Annotated in this window: 14 protein-coding genes and 1 CRISPR repeat array; all 14 genes read left to right on the forward strand. The window is 33.8% G+C overall.

What is annotated here, in order from left to right:
• The first annotated feature begins 16 nt into the window (after nucleotides 1-16).
• The 14 genes from cas8a1 to HHU08_RS08255 all read left to right on the forward strand — a co-directional run bounded on the left by cas8a1 (nucleotide 17) and on the right by HHU08_RS08255 (nucleotide 17,321).
• On the forward strand, nucleotides 17-1,792 hold the full coding sequence (gene cas8a1, locus HHU08_RS08190; RefSeq protein WP_169188241.1) for a type I-B CRISPR-associated protein Cas8b1/Cst1: 1,776 nt from the start codon (nucleotides 17-19) through the stop codon (nucleotides 1,790-1,792).
• On the forward strand, nucleotides 1,785-2,678 hold the full coding sequence (cas7i, locus tag HHU08_RS08195) for a type I-B CRISPR-associated protein Cas7/Cst2/DevR (protein WP_169188242.1): 894 nt from the start codon (nucleotides 1,785-1,787) through the stop codon (nucleotides 2,676-2,678). The genes cas8a1 and cas7i overlap by 8 nt, the downstream gene beginning before the upstream one ends.
• An 11-nt stretch (nucleotides 2,679-2,689) precedes the next feature.
• Nucleotides 2,690-3,427 (forward strand): type I-B CRISPR-associated protein Cas5b, encoded by a 738-nt coding sequence (gene cas5b / locus HHU08_RS08200; RefSeq protein WP_169188243.1) that lies wholly within the window; start codon nucleotides 2,690-2,692, stop codon nucleotides 3,425-3,427.
• Nucleotides 3,428-3,491: 64 nt separating this feature from the next.
• The gene (gene cas3 / locus HHU08_RS08205; protein WP_169188244.1) at nucleotides 3,492-5,753 is read left to right on the forward strand and encodes a CRISPR-associated helicase Cas3'; all 2,262 of its coding nucleotides are present in this window, start codon (nucleotides 3,492-3,494) and stop codon (nucleotides 5,751-5,753) included.
• A 16-nt stretch (nucleotides 5,754-5,769) separates the two neighbouring features.
• The gene (gene cas4, locus HHU08_RS08210; protein WP_169188245.1) at nucleotides 5,770-6,291 is read left to right on the forward strand and encodes a CRISPR-associated protein Cas4; all 522 of its coding nucleotides are present in this window, start codon (nucleotides 5,770-5,772) and stop codon (nucleotides 6,289-6,291) included.
• Nucleotides 6,281-7,267, forward strand: coding sequence for a type I-B CRISPR-associated endonuclease Cas1b (gene cas1b, locus HHU08_RS08215; RefSeq protein WP_169188246.1), 987 nt, complete (start codon nucleotides 6,281-6,283; stop codon nucleotides 7,265-7,267). The genes cas4 and cas1b overlap by 11 nt, the downstream gene beginning before the upstream one ends.
• Nucleotides 7,268-7,270: 3 nt before the next feature.
• Nucleotides 7,271-7,534 carry a CRISPR-associated endonuclease Cas2 gene (gene cas2, locus HHU08_RS08220; protein ID WP_169188247.1) on the forward strand — a complete coding sequence of 88 codons (264 nt, stop codon included), beginning with the start codon at nucleotides 7,271-7,273 and terminating at the stop codon, nucleotides 7,532-7,534.
• A gap of 229 nt (nucleotides 7,535-7,763) precedes the next feature.
• Nucleotides 7,764-9,357: a CRISPR direct-repeat array (repeat unit 29 nt; unit sequence GTTTTATCTGAACGTAGTGGGATATAAAG).
• Nucleotides 9,358-9,582: 225 nt separating this feature from the next.
• Entirely contained in the window at nucleotides 9,583-10,461 is an 879-nt protein-coding gene (locus HHU08_RS08225) for an AraC family transcriptional regulator (RefSeq protein WP_224428314.1), read from the forward strand.
• Between the two features lie 290 nt (nucleotides 10,462-10,751).
• Complete coding sequence (locus HHU08_RS08230; RefSeq protein ID WP_224428313.1) at nucleotides 10,752-11,693, forward strand: carbohydrate ABC transporter permease; 942 nt, start codon at nucleotides 10,752-10,754, stop codon at nucleotides 11,691-11,693.
• Between the two features lie 19 nt (nucleotides 11,694-11,712).
• Nucleotides 11,713-12,567: a carbohydrate ABC transporter permease gene (locus HHU08_RS08235; RefSeq protein ID WP_169188249.1), complete on the forward strand. Its 855-nt coding sequence runs from the start codon at nucleotides 11,713-11,715 to the stop codon at nucleotides 12,565-12,567.
• Between the two features lie 28 nt (nucleotides 12,568-12,595).
• The gene (locus HHU08_RS08240) at nucleotides 12,596-13,963 is read left to right on the forward strand and encodes an extracellular solute-binding protein (protein WP_016204063.1); all 1,368 of its coding nucleotides are present in this window, start codon (nucleotides 12,596-12,598) and stop codon (nucleotides 13,961-13,963) included.
• A gap of 128 nt (nucleotides 13,964-14,091) precedes the next feature.
• Nucleotides 14,092-15,129 (forward strand): Gfo/Idh/MocA family protein, encoded by a 1,038-nt coding sequence (locus HHU08_RS08245; protein ID WP_169188250.1) that lies wholly within the window; start codon nucleotides 14,092-14,094, stop codon nucleotides 15,127-15,129.
• Nucleotides 15,130-15,342: 213 nt separating this feature from the next.
• On the forward strand, nucleotides 15,343-16,101 hold the full coding sequence (locus tag HHU08_RS08250) for a sugar phosphate isomerase/epimerase family protein (protein WP_016204061.1): 759 nt from the start codon (nucleotides 15,343-15,345) through the stop codon (nucleotides 16,099-16,101).
• Between the two features lie 56 nt (nucleotides 16,102-16,157).
• Nucleotides 16,158-17,321, forward strand: a complete 1,164-nt coding sequence (locus HHU08_RS08255) for a Gfo/Idh/MocA family protein (protein WP_016204060.1) — start codon at nucleotides 16,158-16,160, stop codon at nucleotides 17,319-17,321.
• The last annotated feature ends 80 nt before the right edge of the window (nucleotides 17,322-17,401 follow it).

Raw genomic sequence — 17,401 nt, forward strand, 5'->3', positions numbered from 1 at the left:
GAGGTGAGGATGGATAGTGACAATAGCAAGAATAGAGACTGCTGATGCGCTTTTAAATGCTGGGATTACGGGCTTTGTGAATATCTTAAATGATGCCAATATTACCTCTTACAAATGTGGTAATAACTATGTAGAGTTTGACATTTCAATCTTAGAAAATTTCCATCATTATTATTTTGATTATTTCGCAAATAGGTATAAAGAACTGTTATCACATACTTTTATTGTAACAAAGGGAAAGGATTTTCTTTATAAAAAAGAATGGGATGATAAGACAATAGAAGATTGGAATAAATATATCGAAAGAGCAAAAAAGAATCTTAAAAGCAATAGTTATCTAGCTGCATATAAAATGATGTCTTGTACAGAAGTAGATTTAGTAGAAATGGAAAAAAAGCTAAAAAAGCTGAAGTTAAAAAAGAATCAAACTGTTTCAGATTCAGATATTCAAAATGAAATCCATGAACAAATACACTATCTGCAAACTATTATTGACTTTTTGGAAAAAGAGGAGGTGGAAAAATATATTCTTGCAAAAAATATTGCCTATACAATTATTGGTAATTTTTGGGGTGGAGTATCTTTCTTACATAAGTCATCGACAACAGCTGATATTTTTGAAGAGTATAAAAAATATTTTATTGATCCAATCAAGCTTTATTATGAAGAAGATCATACAAAAGATAAATATGTATGCTTTATTAGCAATACGCCAATTAAGAAATTATCAAAACCACATGCTTATGATATGGCTTGGCTAACAAAAATGGGGGTAGATATGAGCAGGAAAACATCTCATTTTTGGAATTTGCAGTCAAACACATGCTATATCTCACCGCTTATTAATTTTATTTATTCGTGTATTCCTGCTGGGTTTACTTTTATGAATGATCAAGGATATTTTGTCAATTGTAACAGTTCTGTTGAAGCTCTAACTAGATTAAATAACAATCATGAAATGTATGTCATTAAATCAGATGATAATATTCAGCTACTAGAAGCAAGAACATATTATCAATTGATAGATTTTATGGAGAATCAAAAACATAAGAAAGCAAAGTATGAAATAGATAATATTCAAGTCATTAAATTTAGCAATACAGATAATAAGACAGATAATTTTCGACCATACACTTATAATGTACTATCAAAAGATAAATTGGAAGTTATTAAACGGCATCAAAAATCATTAAACAATATGATTAACAGGGTAGTGAAGATGGGCGATGGTTCATACCTTAGGATTTACCAAAATGTGATGGAACGTTTATACAGCAATAAAAATCAATTTGATTTAATTGGTTTATTATGTCGGACAAATTTGCCGAGCAAAGCAGAAGAGCCAATTAGAAGTAATAGACTCCTATTAGATATTGTTTACTTAAATAATAGTTTTATAGGGACAATTATTCAAAATCAAAAAGAGAAGGAGGATGGTTCGATGAGTGATTATTATTCCTATGTTCGTAGGGAAACCATTGCATATATGGAAAATGCGGGTAGGAAATTAGCTTACAATTATAAAGTTAGAAATGCCAGTAATAAATTAGGTGGTATTACTTATCGTTTACTGAATGCTTTAAAAACAAAGGATACAGGAAAGTTTATGGACACTTTTATCAATGCTCATTTATATGCTGCAAGAGAAGGAGAATTAATCATTCCGCCGCAAATGACAGAGGCATTAACAGATGAGGATAAATTGCAAACGCTTGGCTATGCATTTGTTTTAGGATTACGTTCTGGACTTAGCCCTAAAGGAGATAAAAAGGAGGAAGAAGAAAATGAATAAAAAAGGTTTAACATTATCAATTGTTTTTGAAGCAGAAAGTGGAAACTATGGAGAAGGGGTCGGAAATGTTACATCATTAAAGAAGTTAACAAGAGGAACTGGCGATAGTTTTACATATATTTCAAGACAAGCACTTCGCTATAATATCATCCAGCAAATGGGAGAGGATCGTACTCCTCTTGAAGTGGATGGATCTGTCATACAATTTGCTCCGGATGCTCTAATTTCTGATTATCCAGAAATTGATTTATTTGGTTATATGAAAACAAATAAAGGAACGAAAACACGATCTGCTGTTGCTCGTTTATCTAATGCAATTGCATTGGAAAGTTTCCAAGCAGATACAGATTTTTTAACTAATAAAGGATTATTTGATCGTTATCAAGCAGCAACTATAACGGAAGGAAAAGAACAAAAAAAAGGTGGCAATATTGCGCAAAGCGAGATTCATCATTCGTATTATACGTATACAGTTACCATTGACTTAGATCAAGTAGGCATCGATCATAATGAGAAGGAAATTTCTGTTTCTAATGAGGAAAAAGCCAACAGAGTAAATGCTTTACTGCAAACTTTAAAATTTTTATATCGTGATATAAAAGGAAGAAGAGAGAATTTTTCGCCATTATTTGTAATTGGTGGGGTATATGATATAAAAAACCCATTTTTTGAAAACCGTATTAAAGTAAAGGATAATAAACTAAATGTACAAACATTAGCGAGTGTTTTAGCATTAGACAGCCATATAGCAGATTATACAAAATGCGGTCTCATTGAAGGAATATTTGATAATGATCAACAAATTAAAGATACGCTTTCTCCTTTATCTGTTGCTGCTTTCTTTGATTTTATCCAAAAAGAAGTAAGCAACTATTACTTAGATTAAGTGGTGAGAATATGAAAGCATTGAGAATAAAACTTTATCAGAATATGGTTAATTATAAGCTGCCATCTAGTTTTCAATTAAAAGAAACATATCCGCTTCCTCCGTACTCTACTGTATCGGGCATGATTCATCGCGTATGTGGTTTTACCGAATACCATCCATTAAAAATCAGTATTGTAGGGGATTACTATTCAAAAGTAAATGATTTAGCAACAAGATATGAATTTGCTGCAGCGACATATGAAACAGCAAGACATGCCTATAAATTGCATTCTTCTGAAGATAATCGCGACTATGGATTAGCAAGAGGAGTAAGTACAACGGAACTATTAACAGATGTAGAATTAATGATTCATATTTTGCCGGAAAAGGAAGAAGATTTAGAGATTTTGTATCAGTCGTTTAAAAATCCTTCCGAGTATATTTCGCTTGGGCGTAGGGAGGATTTGGCAAGAATTGAAGAGGTAAAGCTTGTAAACATAAAAGAAAAAGAATTAGAAGACACCTATACATTAAACTACTCTGCATATATACCTGTAGAATTATTTGAGAGCTACAGTTCTGAAGGTATAGAGTTTGCCACTGTTTACAAGCTAAATCGATATTATGAAAAAGTACAAATCAAAAAAGGATTAGAGCAAAGAAGATGGAAACAAGTTTCTGTATTTTATGGAGCAAAAGGCAGAGAAGTTCTAAATGATAATGTTTATGAATTCGATGAAGATGGGAATATTGTCTTTTTTGCATAAAGGACAAGCTATGGAAGTGAATAAGACTAGGAATTCCTAGTCTTATTTTGAAAGGAGTATCATTATGAATAATTTATTTCTTGCTAAGTCAGATGTACAATTAGAAGAAACGATAGTAAAGCATACGAAAGCATTATTAGAAGAGTTTGATAGGTTAAAAGTTATTTATTGCAATATTCCGAATTTAAGGTACGATTTATTGGAAATAGCGTGTGTTTACCATGATGTCGGAAAAATTAATACAAAATTTCAAAATAAATTATTGAAAGCATTAAAAAAGACCGATTGTTTATTGGAAGATCTTTTACCGAAAGCGGGGGAAGTTCCCCACGGATATTTAAGTTGTGCATTTATTCCTTATAAAGAAATATTAGAAAATAAAGAGGAAAGAGAAATTGTAGCACAAGCTGTTTATTATCACCATAATAGATCTGCAGCCAACCCTAAAGATTTGAAAGAAACGATTCTTTATGATTTGCCCAAATATTATCTATCATTTAAAGAAGCATTTCCATTTCTTTTAGCTGAACCAAAAGCAAATTTTAAGCCGTATCTTAATAGAAGAATAAGAAAACAAAGAAATCAAGAACAGGCTAAACAATTTGTTCTTGTAAAAGGCTTGCTTAACAAAATTGACTATGCTGCAAGTGCACATATCCCCGTGGAAATTGCTAATCCTGGTCTAGATAATTATGTAGATAAGTTCCTTGCGGTTAAATATAAGAGCGGAAGAAATGAACTGCAAAATTACTTGCTGGAACATCAAAAGGAAAATAATATTGTGATTGCTTCGACTGGTATAGGAAAAACAGAAGCAGCACTATATTGGATTGGAGACAGCAAAGGCTTTTTTACACTTCCGCTTCGAGTATCGATTAATAGTATTTATAAGCGTATAGAGAGTGAAATTAATTTTAAAGAAGTTGCATTACTACATTCAGAAACAGAAAGTGAATATGTGAAAAATGATCTTTATTCAATTGATTATTTTGAAAAGACAAGACAGTGGTCGATGCCTTTGACCATTTCTACGCTTGATCAAATGTTAGATTTTGTCTTTAAGGAAGAAGGGTTTGAAAAGAAATTAGCTACATTAGCCTATTCCAAATTAGTAATAGATGAAATTCAAATGTATTCACCGAAAATGTTGGCTTGTCTTTTGGTTGCTTTAAAAGAGATAACAGATATAGGTGGGAAATTTACTATTATGACAGCAACTTTTGCTCCATTCTTGTTAGATTTGATGGTAGGAAAATTAAATATTCCATTTAAACAATCATGCGATCCTTTCTATAAAAAATTGAATGGAGAAGTTATAGTTCGGCATCGTCTGATTGTAAAGAACGAGCAATTAAATATAGAGGATATTATGAAAAATAAGATAGACAAAAAAATATTGATAATCGTAAATACTGTTCAAAGAGCACAAGAAATACATGATGCATTAAAAGAGCGTGACGATGTATTTTTATTTCATAGTAGATTTACGAAAATGGATCGTAAAGAGAAAGAAGCTGCTATTCAAGAAATGGGGAAATTGGAGAATAAGAGCAGTGGTATTTGGATTGCGACACAAGTGGTAGAAGCAAGTGTAGATATTGATTTCGATGTTCTTTATACAGAATTATCAGACTTAAATGGTTTATTTCAGCGAATGGGTCGAGTTTATAGAAATAGAATATTAGATCATGAACGAGTTAATGTATTTGTTTATGATGGTGGAAATGATTATCCATCAGGGATTAGTTATCGTGATAAATATAGTGTAGTAGATAGTAGTATTTTTGAAATTTCTAAACAAGTTTTGCAGGAATATAGTTCTCCAGTTATTTTTACAGAAGAGTTAAAGATGGAATTAATAGAAAAAAACTATACTACACAGCGTTTAGAAAAGAGTACTTATTATAACGAAGTTAAAGAGTTTTTGGATATTTTAACAAGTATAGAGGAATATGATGAAGACTTAGATCCTCGAATTACAGATTTAAGAGAAATATTTAATGAAACTATTGTTCCATATTCCGTTTATCAGGAAAATCAAAATACAATAGAGGAATTAGTTGCTAAATATAGTAAAACGTTAAGAATAAAAGCAACGAATGCGATAAGAGAAGAGCGTGCGAAACTTCGTGATAAATTATATGAATTTACAGTAGATATTCCACAATATAGAGTTACAAATGCAAGAAAATTAAATAGAGAGGAACAATTTTTAAAGATAGGTAGCTATGAATCTATTAAAGTAATTGATTTTGAATATGATTCAACGGTCGGTCTAAAATATTCGAATGATAAAAAATTATTTTCTAGTAGCCAGATTATGTAGGGGGAGAGATAAGAAGATGCTGCAAACGAGAACAGTTGGTGGCGTAGATTTAGCTTACTATATTGTCTGTAAAAGAAAGCTTTGGTTATATAAGAAAGGAATTGGGATGGAAAGCGAATCAGATAGAGTGCTCGAAGGATCTATTCTTCATGAGACTTCGTATCCTCGTCTTAATAAAAAAGAAATCCTTATTGACGGTGCATTTAAGATAGATGCAATTGATGGGGAATATGTTAGAGAAATTAAATTATCTAGTAAAATGCAAGAATCAGATAAAATGCAAATGCTGTTTTATTTGTACCAGCTTTTTTTAAGAGGAATGAAGAAAAAAGGCTTAATCAGCTATACAAAAGAAAAGAAAACGGTGGAGGTATTGTTGACAGAAGAAAATAAGAGAAATATTCAGCGAGCAATTGCGGGAGCTTATCAAATTATCGATCGAGACACTCCACCTCCATTAAAGAAGTTGAATTATTGTAAAAGTTGTGCCTATTACCCATTTTGTTTTTCAAGAGAGGATGACGACTATGATGCGTGATCATTATGTTTTTTCAAATGGAAGATTAAAAAGAAAAGACAATACCATATATTTTGAAAATGAAGAAGGGCAGAAAAAGCCACTTCCTATTGAAAAAATTCAAACATTGCATTTATTTGGAGAAATTGATGTGAATACAAAGCTATTAACTTATTTAAGCCAGTATGGAATTACACTACAGTTTTATAATTATTATGGATTTTTTACTGGTGCGTTTAATCCTCGAGATGCTAAAGAATCTGGTCATGTGATTGTCAAACAAAGTGAGCATTATTCAGATAAGTATAAACGGCTGTATATAGCTTATCAATTTTTAAATGGAGCAGTTCATCATATGCTTCGCAATATGCGTAATTATAAAGAAGGAACAGCGGAGTATATAGAAGGAATCCAATTGTTATTTAGTCAATTGCATACGTCCACAACTATTCCTGAATTAATGGGTAGAGAGGGGCAAATACGCCACCTTTATTATCAATCGTTTAACCATATTTTTAAACAAGATTTTGTTTTTGAAAAGCGAGAAAAACAGCCGCCACGCGATCCAATCAATGCTTTAATTTCTTTTGGAAATACATTGATGTATCGGATTGTATTAACAGAAATTTATAAAACTTCTTTGAATCCAACTATAAGTTATCTTCATGAGCCCTCAACTAAGAGATTCTCCTTAAGTTTAGATATTGCAGAAATTTTTAAACCATTGATTGTAGATCCAATTGTTTTTTCTCTTATTAATAGAAGGCAACTTAGCAAAAAGCATTTTGATTATTTAGAAGGAGAGATTTGTTATTTAAATGAAGAGGGAAAGAAAAAATTTATTACGGCATGGGAGGAAAAACTAAATCAATCAGTTAAACACCGTATGTTAAAAAGAAATACAACATATCGTTATTTAATTCGTTTAGAATGCTATAAATTAATTAAGCATGTAATTGGTGACGATGTGTATAAGCCGTTGAAAGCGTGGTGGTAGCAAGTGTTTGTTATTATCACATATGATGTAGGTGAAAAAAGAGTGGGGAAAGTATGTAAAAAGCTTCGAGAGTATCTCGATTGGACACAAAATTCTGTGTTCGAAGGGGAAATAACCATTGGTAAATATACACAATGTATGGCAGATTTAAGTAACATTGTAGATAAAGATACCGATTCTATTTATGTATATGAGGTTAAAAATCCGCGAAATATAAAAAAAGTAATTCATGGAAGAGAAAAGAATCCTTTCGATTTATTTTTATAATAAAACGGTGTAGGGGAATATTATAATTATTCTAAATAACCTTGTATTTTGCAGTGAATTTATTTTTCAGCAAATGTCTTTAAATCCTTGTGTATCAAGGGATCAAGCCATCTTTTGAGAAAAGGTAAAAACATTACTGCTGGTTCACTGCAAAAAACAAAATATTGATTCATCAATAAAGTGCCTAAGCCCTTGATATAAAAGGGTTCTTGTTGGACTTGTTTTGAGAGTTTTATCTGAACGTAGTGGGATATAAAGTGCTGCACCAATTCTCGTAAAGACTTGGTCAAATAAGTTTTATCTGAACGTAGTGGGATATAAAGCTCTTTATAAGATGGGGATAAATAAGTAACGACTGCGTTTTATCTGAACGTAGTGGGATATAAAGTGAAGTAGATCGCACTCAATCCATGTCTGAAAACAAGGTTTTATCTGAACGTAGTGGGATATAAAGTCATCTTCAGCACCCCCCTTCAATAAATCAATATTAGGTTTTATCTGAACGTAGTGGGATATAAAGAAAGAAACGATAGAGCAAAAAACATATAATTGCTAAGGTTTTATCTGAACGTAGTGGGATATAAAGATGCGAAATATCTACGATTTTTTTCGTCATTATTCTGTTTTATCTGAACGTAGTGGGATATAAAGCAGAAATCAAATCAATTTACATTACAATCAAAACAGTTTTATCTGAACGTAGTGGGATATAAAGATTAAAGAAGAAAGCAGACGGAGGGCTAGGAGGAAAGGTTTTATCTGAACGTAGTGGGATATAAAGTTGGCTTGGCGTTCGAGTTGCCGGCTGGCTATGAATTGTTTTATCTGAACGTAGTGGGATATAAAGAATACTCAACCATTGCAACTGTTTTTCCATAACCCTGTTTTATCTGAACGTAGTGGGATATAAAGTATAAGATTCGGGCATATAGCAATCTATTTTTCTTGTTTTATCTGAACGTAGTGGGATATAAAGAAGAAATAATGATTGTTAGCGCTGCAGTAAGCAAGGGTTTTATCTGAACGTAGTGGGATATAAAGGAAGAAATCGAACGTGTAGCAGAGTGGGAAAGAATTGTTTTATCTGAACGTAGTGGGATATAAAGTTGACTTGGGAAATGGATATGCTAAACGGAAATTTAATGTTTTATCTGAACGTAGTGGGATATAAAGTTGTAGCTAGTTGCTTAACCGGGAGACGTTTATAATAGTTTTATCTGAACGTAGTGGGATATAAAGGTTGTAACAAATTCAATTAGTTTATCGATTTTAAAGTTTTATCTGAACGTAGTGGGATATAAAGTGCTTATAGTTTAGTAATTAATGAAAATATCTTCATGTTTTATCTGAACGTAGTGGGATATAAAGTATTCCAACGCTTTAATGCTTTTTCACTAGCTTTTTGTTTTATCTGAACGTAGTGGGATATAAAGAAGGAGTGAGTCGCATGAATTTCTTAATTGGCGCCGGGTTTTATCTGAACTTAGTGGGATATAAAGAAGTAACGATATAAATTATCTGTGCTATTAGTAACCGGTTTTATCTGAACGTAGTGGGATATAAAGGAAGGATTTGGACCTACAAAAAATGATCAATCAAACGTTTTATCTGAACGTAGTGGGATATAAAGGAATAACCTTGTATGATTCCTAATTGCCCTTTATAGTTTTATCTGAACGTAGTGGGATATAAAGTTTATAATCGCATCTTCTAAAGCCATTGCAATCGGTTTTATCTGAACGTAGTGGGATATAAAGGACGATTGAACAGTTCCGCCACCGCTTGAAGTTGACGGTTTTATCTGAACGTAGTGGAATATAAATAGCCTTAATATGTGATCTTTTTAATCACTCGAATTCTAGTACTTCTAATGTTTAAAATTAAATCATTATTTTTGTAATTTTAAAAGGTTACTATCATAAGAATAGAGAATAAATAAGAGAAAAAATCAAAAGGTGAAATAATTTATAGACAAGGGTATGTCTTTCGTTATTAGCAAGTTATATTTTGACCATTTATGAAACCGCTTTAAAAAGGGGGAGTTAGAGATGACGGAAAAAATAATCGCTGCTTATCGTTTAATGGATAAGGTGGAGAGCTATGAAGATTTTAGTTACCACTCTCATGATAGGTATGAAATATACTACTTTCATGGCGGGGAATGTAAATATTTAATTGGAGACCGTATTTATCGTTTACAAGAAGATGATTTAATTATTATGAATGGATTAACGTTGCATCGCGCTTATCCTGAACCAGGAATTCCTTATGAGCGGAGTGTTATTGAGTTCTCTTCTGAATGGTTGCGACCGATTTTGAATAATTTAAATGTTCCAGAATTGTTATCTCCTTTTAACCAATTAAGCAATACTTTATTTCATATAAAGGATAAAGAAAAATCGGCTGAAGTAAAAGCGTTAATAAAGAAAATGGCGGAGAAATTGAAAAGCTCTAAGCAAGAAAATATAGTCGAAAATCGATTTCAAATTGGCGAATTAACAAGTATGCTAATGCAGCTTTTATTTAAGGTTTTTGAGTTGAGTAAACAACAGCTTGAAAATAATTCCCTTGCTGAATCTGATAAAAATATTCATGTCAAAAAAATGATTGAATGGATTGATACACATTTCTGTGAGCCAATCACATTGGATGATATTGCTCATCATTTAAATATTAGCAAGTATTATATGTCGAGAATTTTTAAAGATGTAACAGGATATACAATTATGCAATATATCATGAGCTGTCGAATAAACCGTGCCAAATATTTACTGGAGATCCATCTAGACAAATCGATTCTTGAAGTATCTCTCGAATCAGGATTTGAAGATTCCTCACATTTCAGTCGTTTTTTTCGAAAACAAATGAAACTAACTCCTACAGAATATCGTAATAGCACAGCAATTCGTATGAAAAACACGAATTAAGCTAATTCTCCCACAATGTCTCTACATAATATGATTATTTAAAAGAGCAATAAAAAACAATTTCTTCATCAGATTACACAATTCTATCCACGTTAAAAATAGATAACTTTCATACAATGGAATCAGAAGGGAACATAACCATTATACTTCGTTAGGGAATATAATTAGTTTGTTTATAGAATGGGTGAACGAGATAAATAGGTAATTATCTCGTGAATATTTCTATAAAATTGAAAGCGTTGTCATAATTAGGGAAAGTAAAAATGAATCCATTAGGGAAAGGAGAATTTATGGAAAACAATCATGTTTCGACGACGGAAGCAAGTGTGAAAACCAGTGTTTACATGGAGTCAACTAGGAAGAAAAAGAAAAAAAGAACCACACAATGGACATGGTATATTTTCTTAATTCCTAGTTTTTTAGGGATTTTGTTATTTATGGTTTATCCAGTTTTAGAATCATTTAGATTAAGCTTTTTCAAATCGAATGGTACCATTGAAACTTTTACTGGCCTAAATAATTTTCGTACTGTTTTAACATCAGGACCTTTTTGGAATGCTGTGTGGAACACTTTCTTTATCGGAATATTTCAAGTTATTATTACGATTCCATTAGGCTTCATTTTTGCTACCTTAATTAACTCTGTTGGCAAAGGGAAGAACTTCTTTAAAGTCATCTACTTCTTGCCAAATGTTACTTCCATTGTTGCTGCAGCAATGATCTTTCAATTTGTCTTACATCCGGAAATGGGAATTGTTAATTTTGCGCTAGATTCCATCGGATTGCCAACGCCAGGTTGGTTTTCTGAACCTAGCACTTCTAAATGGGGAGTTATCTTGCTGGCTGTTTGGCATTGGATTGGTTTTGTTATCATTATATGTCTTGCTAACCTTCAAGCAATCCCATCTGAAATGTATGAAGCAGCTAAAATTGACGGAGCTAGTGGATTTCAACAATGGCTGTTTATTACGATTCCTAATATGACAGGAACCTTTGCTTTTCTACTGATTACTGGTTGGATTGGAGCCCTACAACGTTTTAATGAGGTCTATGTAATTGGCGGGCCAAATGGAAGTCCTGCTCGTTCTATCCAAACGATGGGAGCATTTATATATGAGCGTGGCTTTACGGGGTTTGAATTTGGAATCGCGTCAGCTGCCACCTATATTATGTTTATTATTATTTTAATATTTACGTTTATCAACTTAAAAATGTCAAAAATGAAAATCTAACTTAGTGGGGAGGGAGACGATGAAAAATACGATCTCAATGAAAAAGTTGGAGAGAATGACATCCGTTATTAAGTATTTTGTTTTATTCTTTTTTGGGATTGTTTTAATGGCTCCATTTGTATGGATGATTAGCGTAGGGTTTGATCGAACTGCTAATATAGTCATGCCTTTTCCACCAAGGTTAATACCAGAGGCTATTTCATCTTTTAACTATGGCATCGTTTTTGAAAATGGGAGACTTATCCAGTCTTATATAAATTCCGCCATTGTTACTGTAAGTTCTGTCTTTTTGAGTGTATCTGCTTCTTTGTTGGCGGGGTATGCATTTTCAAAAGGAAAATTCAAGGGAAAAAGAATTTTGTTTGTGATTGTCCTTTGTACATTAATGATTCCAATGGAGCCACGGTTAATTCCTTTATATACTTTTTTCAATAAACTTGGTCTATTAAATACTTTTTGGCCATTAATTCTTCCATCTATTATTAGTGGAATGCTTATTTTTCTATGTAAACAGTTTTTTGACCAGCTGCCAGATACATTAAGAGAGGCGGCACAAATCGACGGAGCTGGAGAATTCAAAATTTTCTTCCGTGTGTATTTGCCACTGGCAGGTCCAATAGCAGCGACGATGGTCATTTTGTCCTTCATATGGAGCTGGAATGATTTTATGTGGCCATTAGTTGTTATTAATGATTTAAATTTACAAACGATTCCTCTTTATTTAGCAAGTTTCTCGCTGGAAAATGGCTCTAGTCTAGGTGGTTTAACAATGGCTCTAGCAACAGTAAGTGTATTACCAATTGTCATCGTGTATTTGTTCTTGCAAAAATACATTATCCAAAGTATTGCATTAAGTGGAGTTAAAGGAGAGTAGGAGATTTAAATAAATAGGGGGTTAGAAAATGAAAAAGAGTATATTTTCTAAGACGGCTACTTTTGCCTTTGTATTAATGCTGTTAATAGGTACTGTGCTTGCAGGGTGTAGCTCGAAATCAGGGGGTTCCCAAGGTTCTGATAAAGATGGAGAATGGGCAGGGCAACAAATAACAGTCATGATGATTGGGGATTTTGCCATGGAAGACAAGACAGACCCGATTACTGGTGAGTCTGCAAAAGGAGTAAAAGTATTAAAAGAAGAATTTGAAAAGCAGCATCCTGGCGCCACTGTGAAATTTGTTCTGATGCCATGGGAAGGATACACAGAGAAAACGCAAGCAATGATCACATCAGGAGAAGCGGATGTGTATCAGATGCCAGGTGTAGCTGATTTCGCTCCTCAAGGTGTATTAGAACCATTACAGCCATGGATTGACAAAGATCCAGATTTTAATTTGGATATTTTTATCGATAATCAAATAGAAGGTTGGCAAGCTTTAGGTCCAGATAGCAAGGAGTTGGATATTTTTGGACTTCCATTTTTGGGAGATGCGCGTTTTATCAGTTATGATAAACAGCTATTTGATGAATGGGGAGTAGAATATTTATCTGAATATCCAACGATGGAGGAAGTTGCAGAAAAAGCTAAACAAATGACTGGGAAAAATCCAAAAACAGGGGAACAAAACTATGGTATTTGGTTCCGCGGGGATTGGTCTTCTGCCTTCACTTTAGTAGATCTTGCGGAAGGGCAAAACGGACAGTGGGGAACAGGATTTGCTTGGGATGAGGTCAAATTTAATTTTAATTCGAAAGAAATGTTGAATGGATTGAACTGGCTACTAGATATGCAAAGTTATGCTCCAAAAGGAATTGTGAGTAACCAAGGGAATGAAAAATGGTTAACAAAAGACAATAATATTGCGATTATGTTAAACCAAGGTCCTGGAGATACGGTGAAACCGGCTTATGCACAAGGCCTTGGAGATCGAATTGGCATTTCGCAAGAATTTAAGAATGACGATGGTCAAGGAGGCTTATTTGCTGGAAGCCCAATCACGATTGCAAAAGATAGCAAAAACAAAGAGTTGGCTTGGGAATGGCTTAAATTTGCAACAAGTGATTTTGTCCAAAAATATGTCTATGAGGAACTTGGTCTAGTGCCATCTGTGAAATCGGCAACGGAATGGGCAAGTGTGAAAGAGCAGCCATTAATGCTTCCCGTGTTTGAAGCAATGTCTACGCCGACAACACCAAGATATCCATGGGGCTCATCACAACCGCGCTATATTTTAACATCTGAAATTGAAGCGGCATTAACGGGAAAAAGAAGTGCAGAAGCAGCCCTTGAGAAAGCGCAAAAAGAAAGTACAGAGTGGGTCGAAAACCGCTAGAAGAATAGGTTTTATTTTGAATGAAATTAGGTAGTTTGGATACTTCAAACTTTTGAGATGAATGTAAATAAAGAAATTAAAGGGTATCCATTCTACCTCTTTTTTATAAAAAAAGAGGAGAGTGTCTTATGTTAAAAATAGCTGTGATTGGTCTCGGCGATATTTCCGGTATTCATCTCGCTGCTATACTAGCAAATCCAAAAGCTGAGTTAGTGGCAGTTAGTGATATCGATGAAACGCGTAGGGAGATTGTTCAGGGGGTTAATTTTTATACAGACTATCAAGAAATGCTTGAACAGGAGTCTTTGGATTGTGTACATATATGTTTGCCGCATTATCTTCATTATCCTGTAACAAAGGCTTGTGTAGAAAAAGGTATCCATGTGTTTCAAGAAAAACCATTGGCCTTAAATACAGAAGAAGGGCTTAAATTAGTGAGACTAGAAGAAGCTAACCAAAAGGTAAAAATAGGTGTATGCTTCCAAAATCGTTTGAATGAAACGGTGGAAAAACTGCAGCAAATTATCCATTCAAATGAATATGGGCAAATCGTTGGAATAAAAGGAATTGTTACTTGGGCAAGACCTAAATCCTATTATGACAAGAAACCGTGGCGAGGAAAATTAGACCTGGCTGGTGGAGGAGTAATGATTAATCAATCGATTCATACACTGGATTTAATGCAGCTTTTTGGAGGAGAAGTAGCAACGATAAGAGGATCTGTTGATCAGCTTCTTGATTATGGGATTGAAACAGAAGATACAGCAACGGCTAAAATTGTATTTGAAAACGGAGCAAACGGCTTCTTTTTTGCAACAAATGCAAATGGAAATAATTCCAGTGTTGAACTTCAAATCATTTTTGAAAATCAAAAATTAACAATTAAGGACAATAGGTTAACGATGCTAGATGAAAATGGCAAAAAGGTCATGATAGAAGAAGATACAAAGCTGGATGGCTCGAAATTCTATTATGGAGCGAGTCATACAAAACTAATTGATACATTCTATACTTGCATTATAGCGAATAGCCAAGATTATATTCACGCTAAAGATGCGCTTCCTTCCTTGCAAATGATTGATGCTATTATCCAATCGTCTAATGAAAAAAGGGAAATTAGAATAGATGATATTCTTATTTCAAATAGAAGCCTAGGAGATATGTAGTATGTAAGAAATAAAATAACACAAGATTGGTTATTTTATATATTTGTGCATCAGTGAACATGTAATATGCTTTTTGATTCATTGGAAGGTTAGGGAAAAGCAATAAGAGTAAAATAATTGCCAATAATGAACAAGATAAGATAATGTCTTTCCCCGTATACCGATTAATATAGAGTTATAGACTTTTATTTTTCAAAAAAAGGAGCGAGTCCGATGGAATATAAGTTTGCTGCACAATTGTTTACATTAAGAGAGGAATTAAAAAGAGGGATTGCCCCTGTATTTAAAGAGTTGAAAGAGATGGGCTGGGACGGAGTTCAATTGTCTGCATTGCCTGCTGGTTATGACCCAGTCGAGGTGGCAAAAGCTTTACAGGAAAACAATTTAGGAACGGCGGGGATACATGTCTCTATCGATCGTTTAGAAAATGATCTTAATCAGGTGGTGGAGGAGGTAACGTTATATAACACAAAAGATATAGTTTGCCCCTTTTTACCAGAAGATGTAAGAAATCAAGATGGATATGAGAAGATAAAGGCGCTTTTAAATGAAGTGGCGAAGAAGGCACCAGAATTTCGCATAAGTTATCATAATCACGCATTTGAATTTGACACGGAAATAGATGGGAAATCAGCGTTGGAGTATTTGCTAGAGCCAACGTCTGAAAATAAAATTTTTGCTGAGATAGATGTGTTTTGGGTGAAAAAAGCCGGAAAAGATCCATTGCAATTTCTTAAAAGCTATGCAGAGAGAATGCCAATCATTCATTTAAAAGACATGACGAATGATGAAAGACAAACTTTTGCAGAGGTTGGTACAGGGGTAATTGATTTTGTTCCTATTCTAAATTGGTGCAGAAGCTCTGGAGTCGAATGGTATGCAGTAGAACAAGATATTTGTCCGGGGGATCCGATGGATAGTCTCCAAATAAGTTTAAAGAACCTTAACCAATTAACAAAACCTTTACAGTAGTAAATATAGTAATTAGAAAATTGAAAAGTGAGGACAACTGAAGGAGATGGAGAAGATTGGCTAATGTCAAAATAGGAATTATCGGTATTGGTAATATGGGAAGTTCGCATGCTGTGTATCTAAATAATCGAGAAATTGAAGGGGCAGAATTAACTGCTGTGTGTGACAGTAATCCAGAACGATTACAATGGGCAAAAGAAACATTAGGGGAAAATGTTCAGACGTTTGATCATGTTGATCGCTTTTTGGAGTTTGCTGACATGGATGGGGTTATCATTGCAACACCTCATTATGATCATCCGCCATTAGCAATCAAATCCCTACAAAAAGGTTTTCATGTCTTAGTAGAAAAGCCTGTTGGTGTATATACAAAAAATGTGCGTGAATTAAATGAGATTGCTAGAAAAAGTGATAAGGTATTTGGAATTATGTTTAATCAACGAACAAATCCTTTATATCAAAAGCTAAGAGATCTTGTGGAAAGTGGAGAAGTCGGTGAAATCAAACGAACAAACTGGATTATCACGGATTGGTACCGTTCACAGAGCTATTATGATTCAGGTGGCTGGAGAGCTACATGGGCTGGAGAAGGAGGCGGCGTTCTTTTAAATCAAGATCCCCATCAGCTGGATTTATGGCAATGGACGAGTGGATTGATGCCAAAGCGAGTTCGGGCGTTTTGTGGATTTGGGAAATTTCATAATATTGAAGTGGAAGATGATGTAACCGCTTATGTCGAATATGAAAATGGTGCAACAGGGGTTTTTGTTACATCAACAGGTGACTCGCCTGGAACTAATCGTTATGAAATTTCGGGTGATCGGGGAAAAGTAGTGGTAGAGGATGGGAAATTAACATTTTGGAGATTAAGACAATCGGAAAGGGAATTCAATAAAGAGTATAAAGGTGGATTTGGCGAACCAGAATGCTGGAAAATCGATATTCCCATTCATGGGGAAGCGACACAGCATAAAGGCATCACCGCAAATTGGGTGAATGCTATTCGCAATGGGACAGCATTACTTGGACCTGGAGAAGAAGGGATTAAAGGGTTAGAAATCTCTAATGCGATGCATTTGTCTGCATGGCTGGATGATTGGGTCGAACTGCCAATCAATGAAGACCTATTTTATTCCAAACTACAAGAAAGAATTAATTCATCTACGTTTACAAAGAAAAAAGAGACCAATTTAACGTTAGATGTGAAAGGATCTCATTAAAGGATAGGGCAGATTCATTCTGCCCTGTCCTTTGGTCATATCTCCATAGCAAGAATACTAGTTTTATTAGCGAGGTGTAA

Source organism: Niallia alba (assembly GCF_012933555.1).
Lineage (GTDB): Bacteria > Bacillota > Bacilli > Bacillales > Cytobacillaceae > Niallia > Niallia alba.

Bases quoted from the DNA above. Each gene is read 5' to 3' on its own strand.
- HHU08_RS08225 (WP_224428314.1), top strand. From the start codon at position 9,583: ATGACGGAAAAAATAATCGCTGCTTATCGTTTAATGGATAAGGTGGAG.
- HHU08_RS08245 (WP_169188250.1), top strand. From the start codon at position 14,092: ATGTTAAAAATAGCTGTGATTGGTCTCGGCGATATTTCCGGTATTCAT.
- HHU08_RS08235 (WP_169188249.1), top strand. From the start codon at position 11,713: ATGAAAAATACGATCTCAATGAAAAAGTTGGAGAGAATGACATCCGTT.
- cas3 (WP_169188244.1), top strand. From the start codon at position 3,492: ATGAATAATTTATTTCTTGCTAAGTCAGATGTACAATTAGAAGAAACG.
- cas4 (WP_169188245.1), top strand. From the start codon at position 5,770: ATGCTGCAAACGAGAACAGTTGGTGGCGTAGATTTAGCTTACTATATT.
- HHU08_RS08230 (WP_224428313.1), top strand. From the start codon at position 10,752: ATGGAAAACAATCATGTTTCGACGACGGAAGCAAGTGTGAAAACCAGT.
- cas5b (WP_169188243.1), top strand. From the start codon at position 2,690: ATGAAAGCATTGAGAATAAAACTTTATCAGAATATGGTTAATTATAAG.
- cas7i (WP_169188242.1), top strand. From the start codon at position 1,785: ATGAATAAAAAAGGTTTAACATTATCAATTGTTTTTGAAGCAGAAAGT.
- cas1b (WP_169188246.1), top strand. From the start codon at position 6,281: ATGATGCGTGATCATTATGTTTTTTCAAATGGAAGATTAAAAAGAAAA.
- HHU08_RS08240 (WP_016204063.1), top strand. From the start codon at position 12,596: ATGAAAAAGAGTATATTTTCTAAGACGGCTACTTTTGCCTTTGTATTA.
- HHU08_RS08250 (WP_016204061.1), top strand. From the start codon at position 15,343: ATGGAATATAAGTTTGCTGCACAATTGTTTACATTAAGAGAGGAATTA.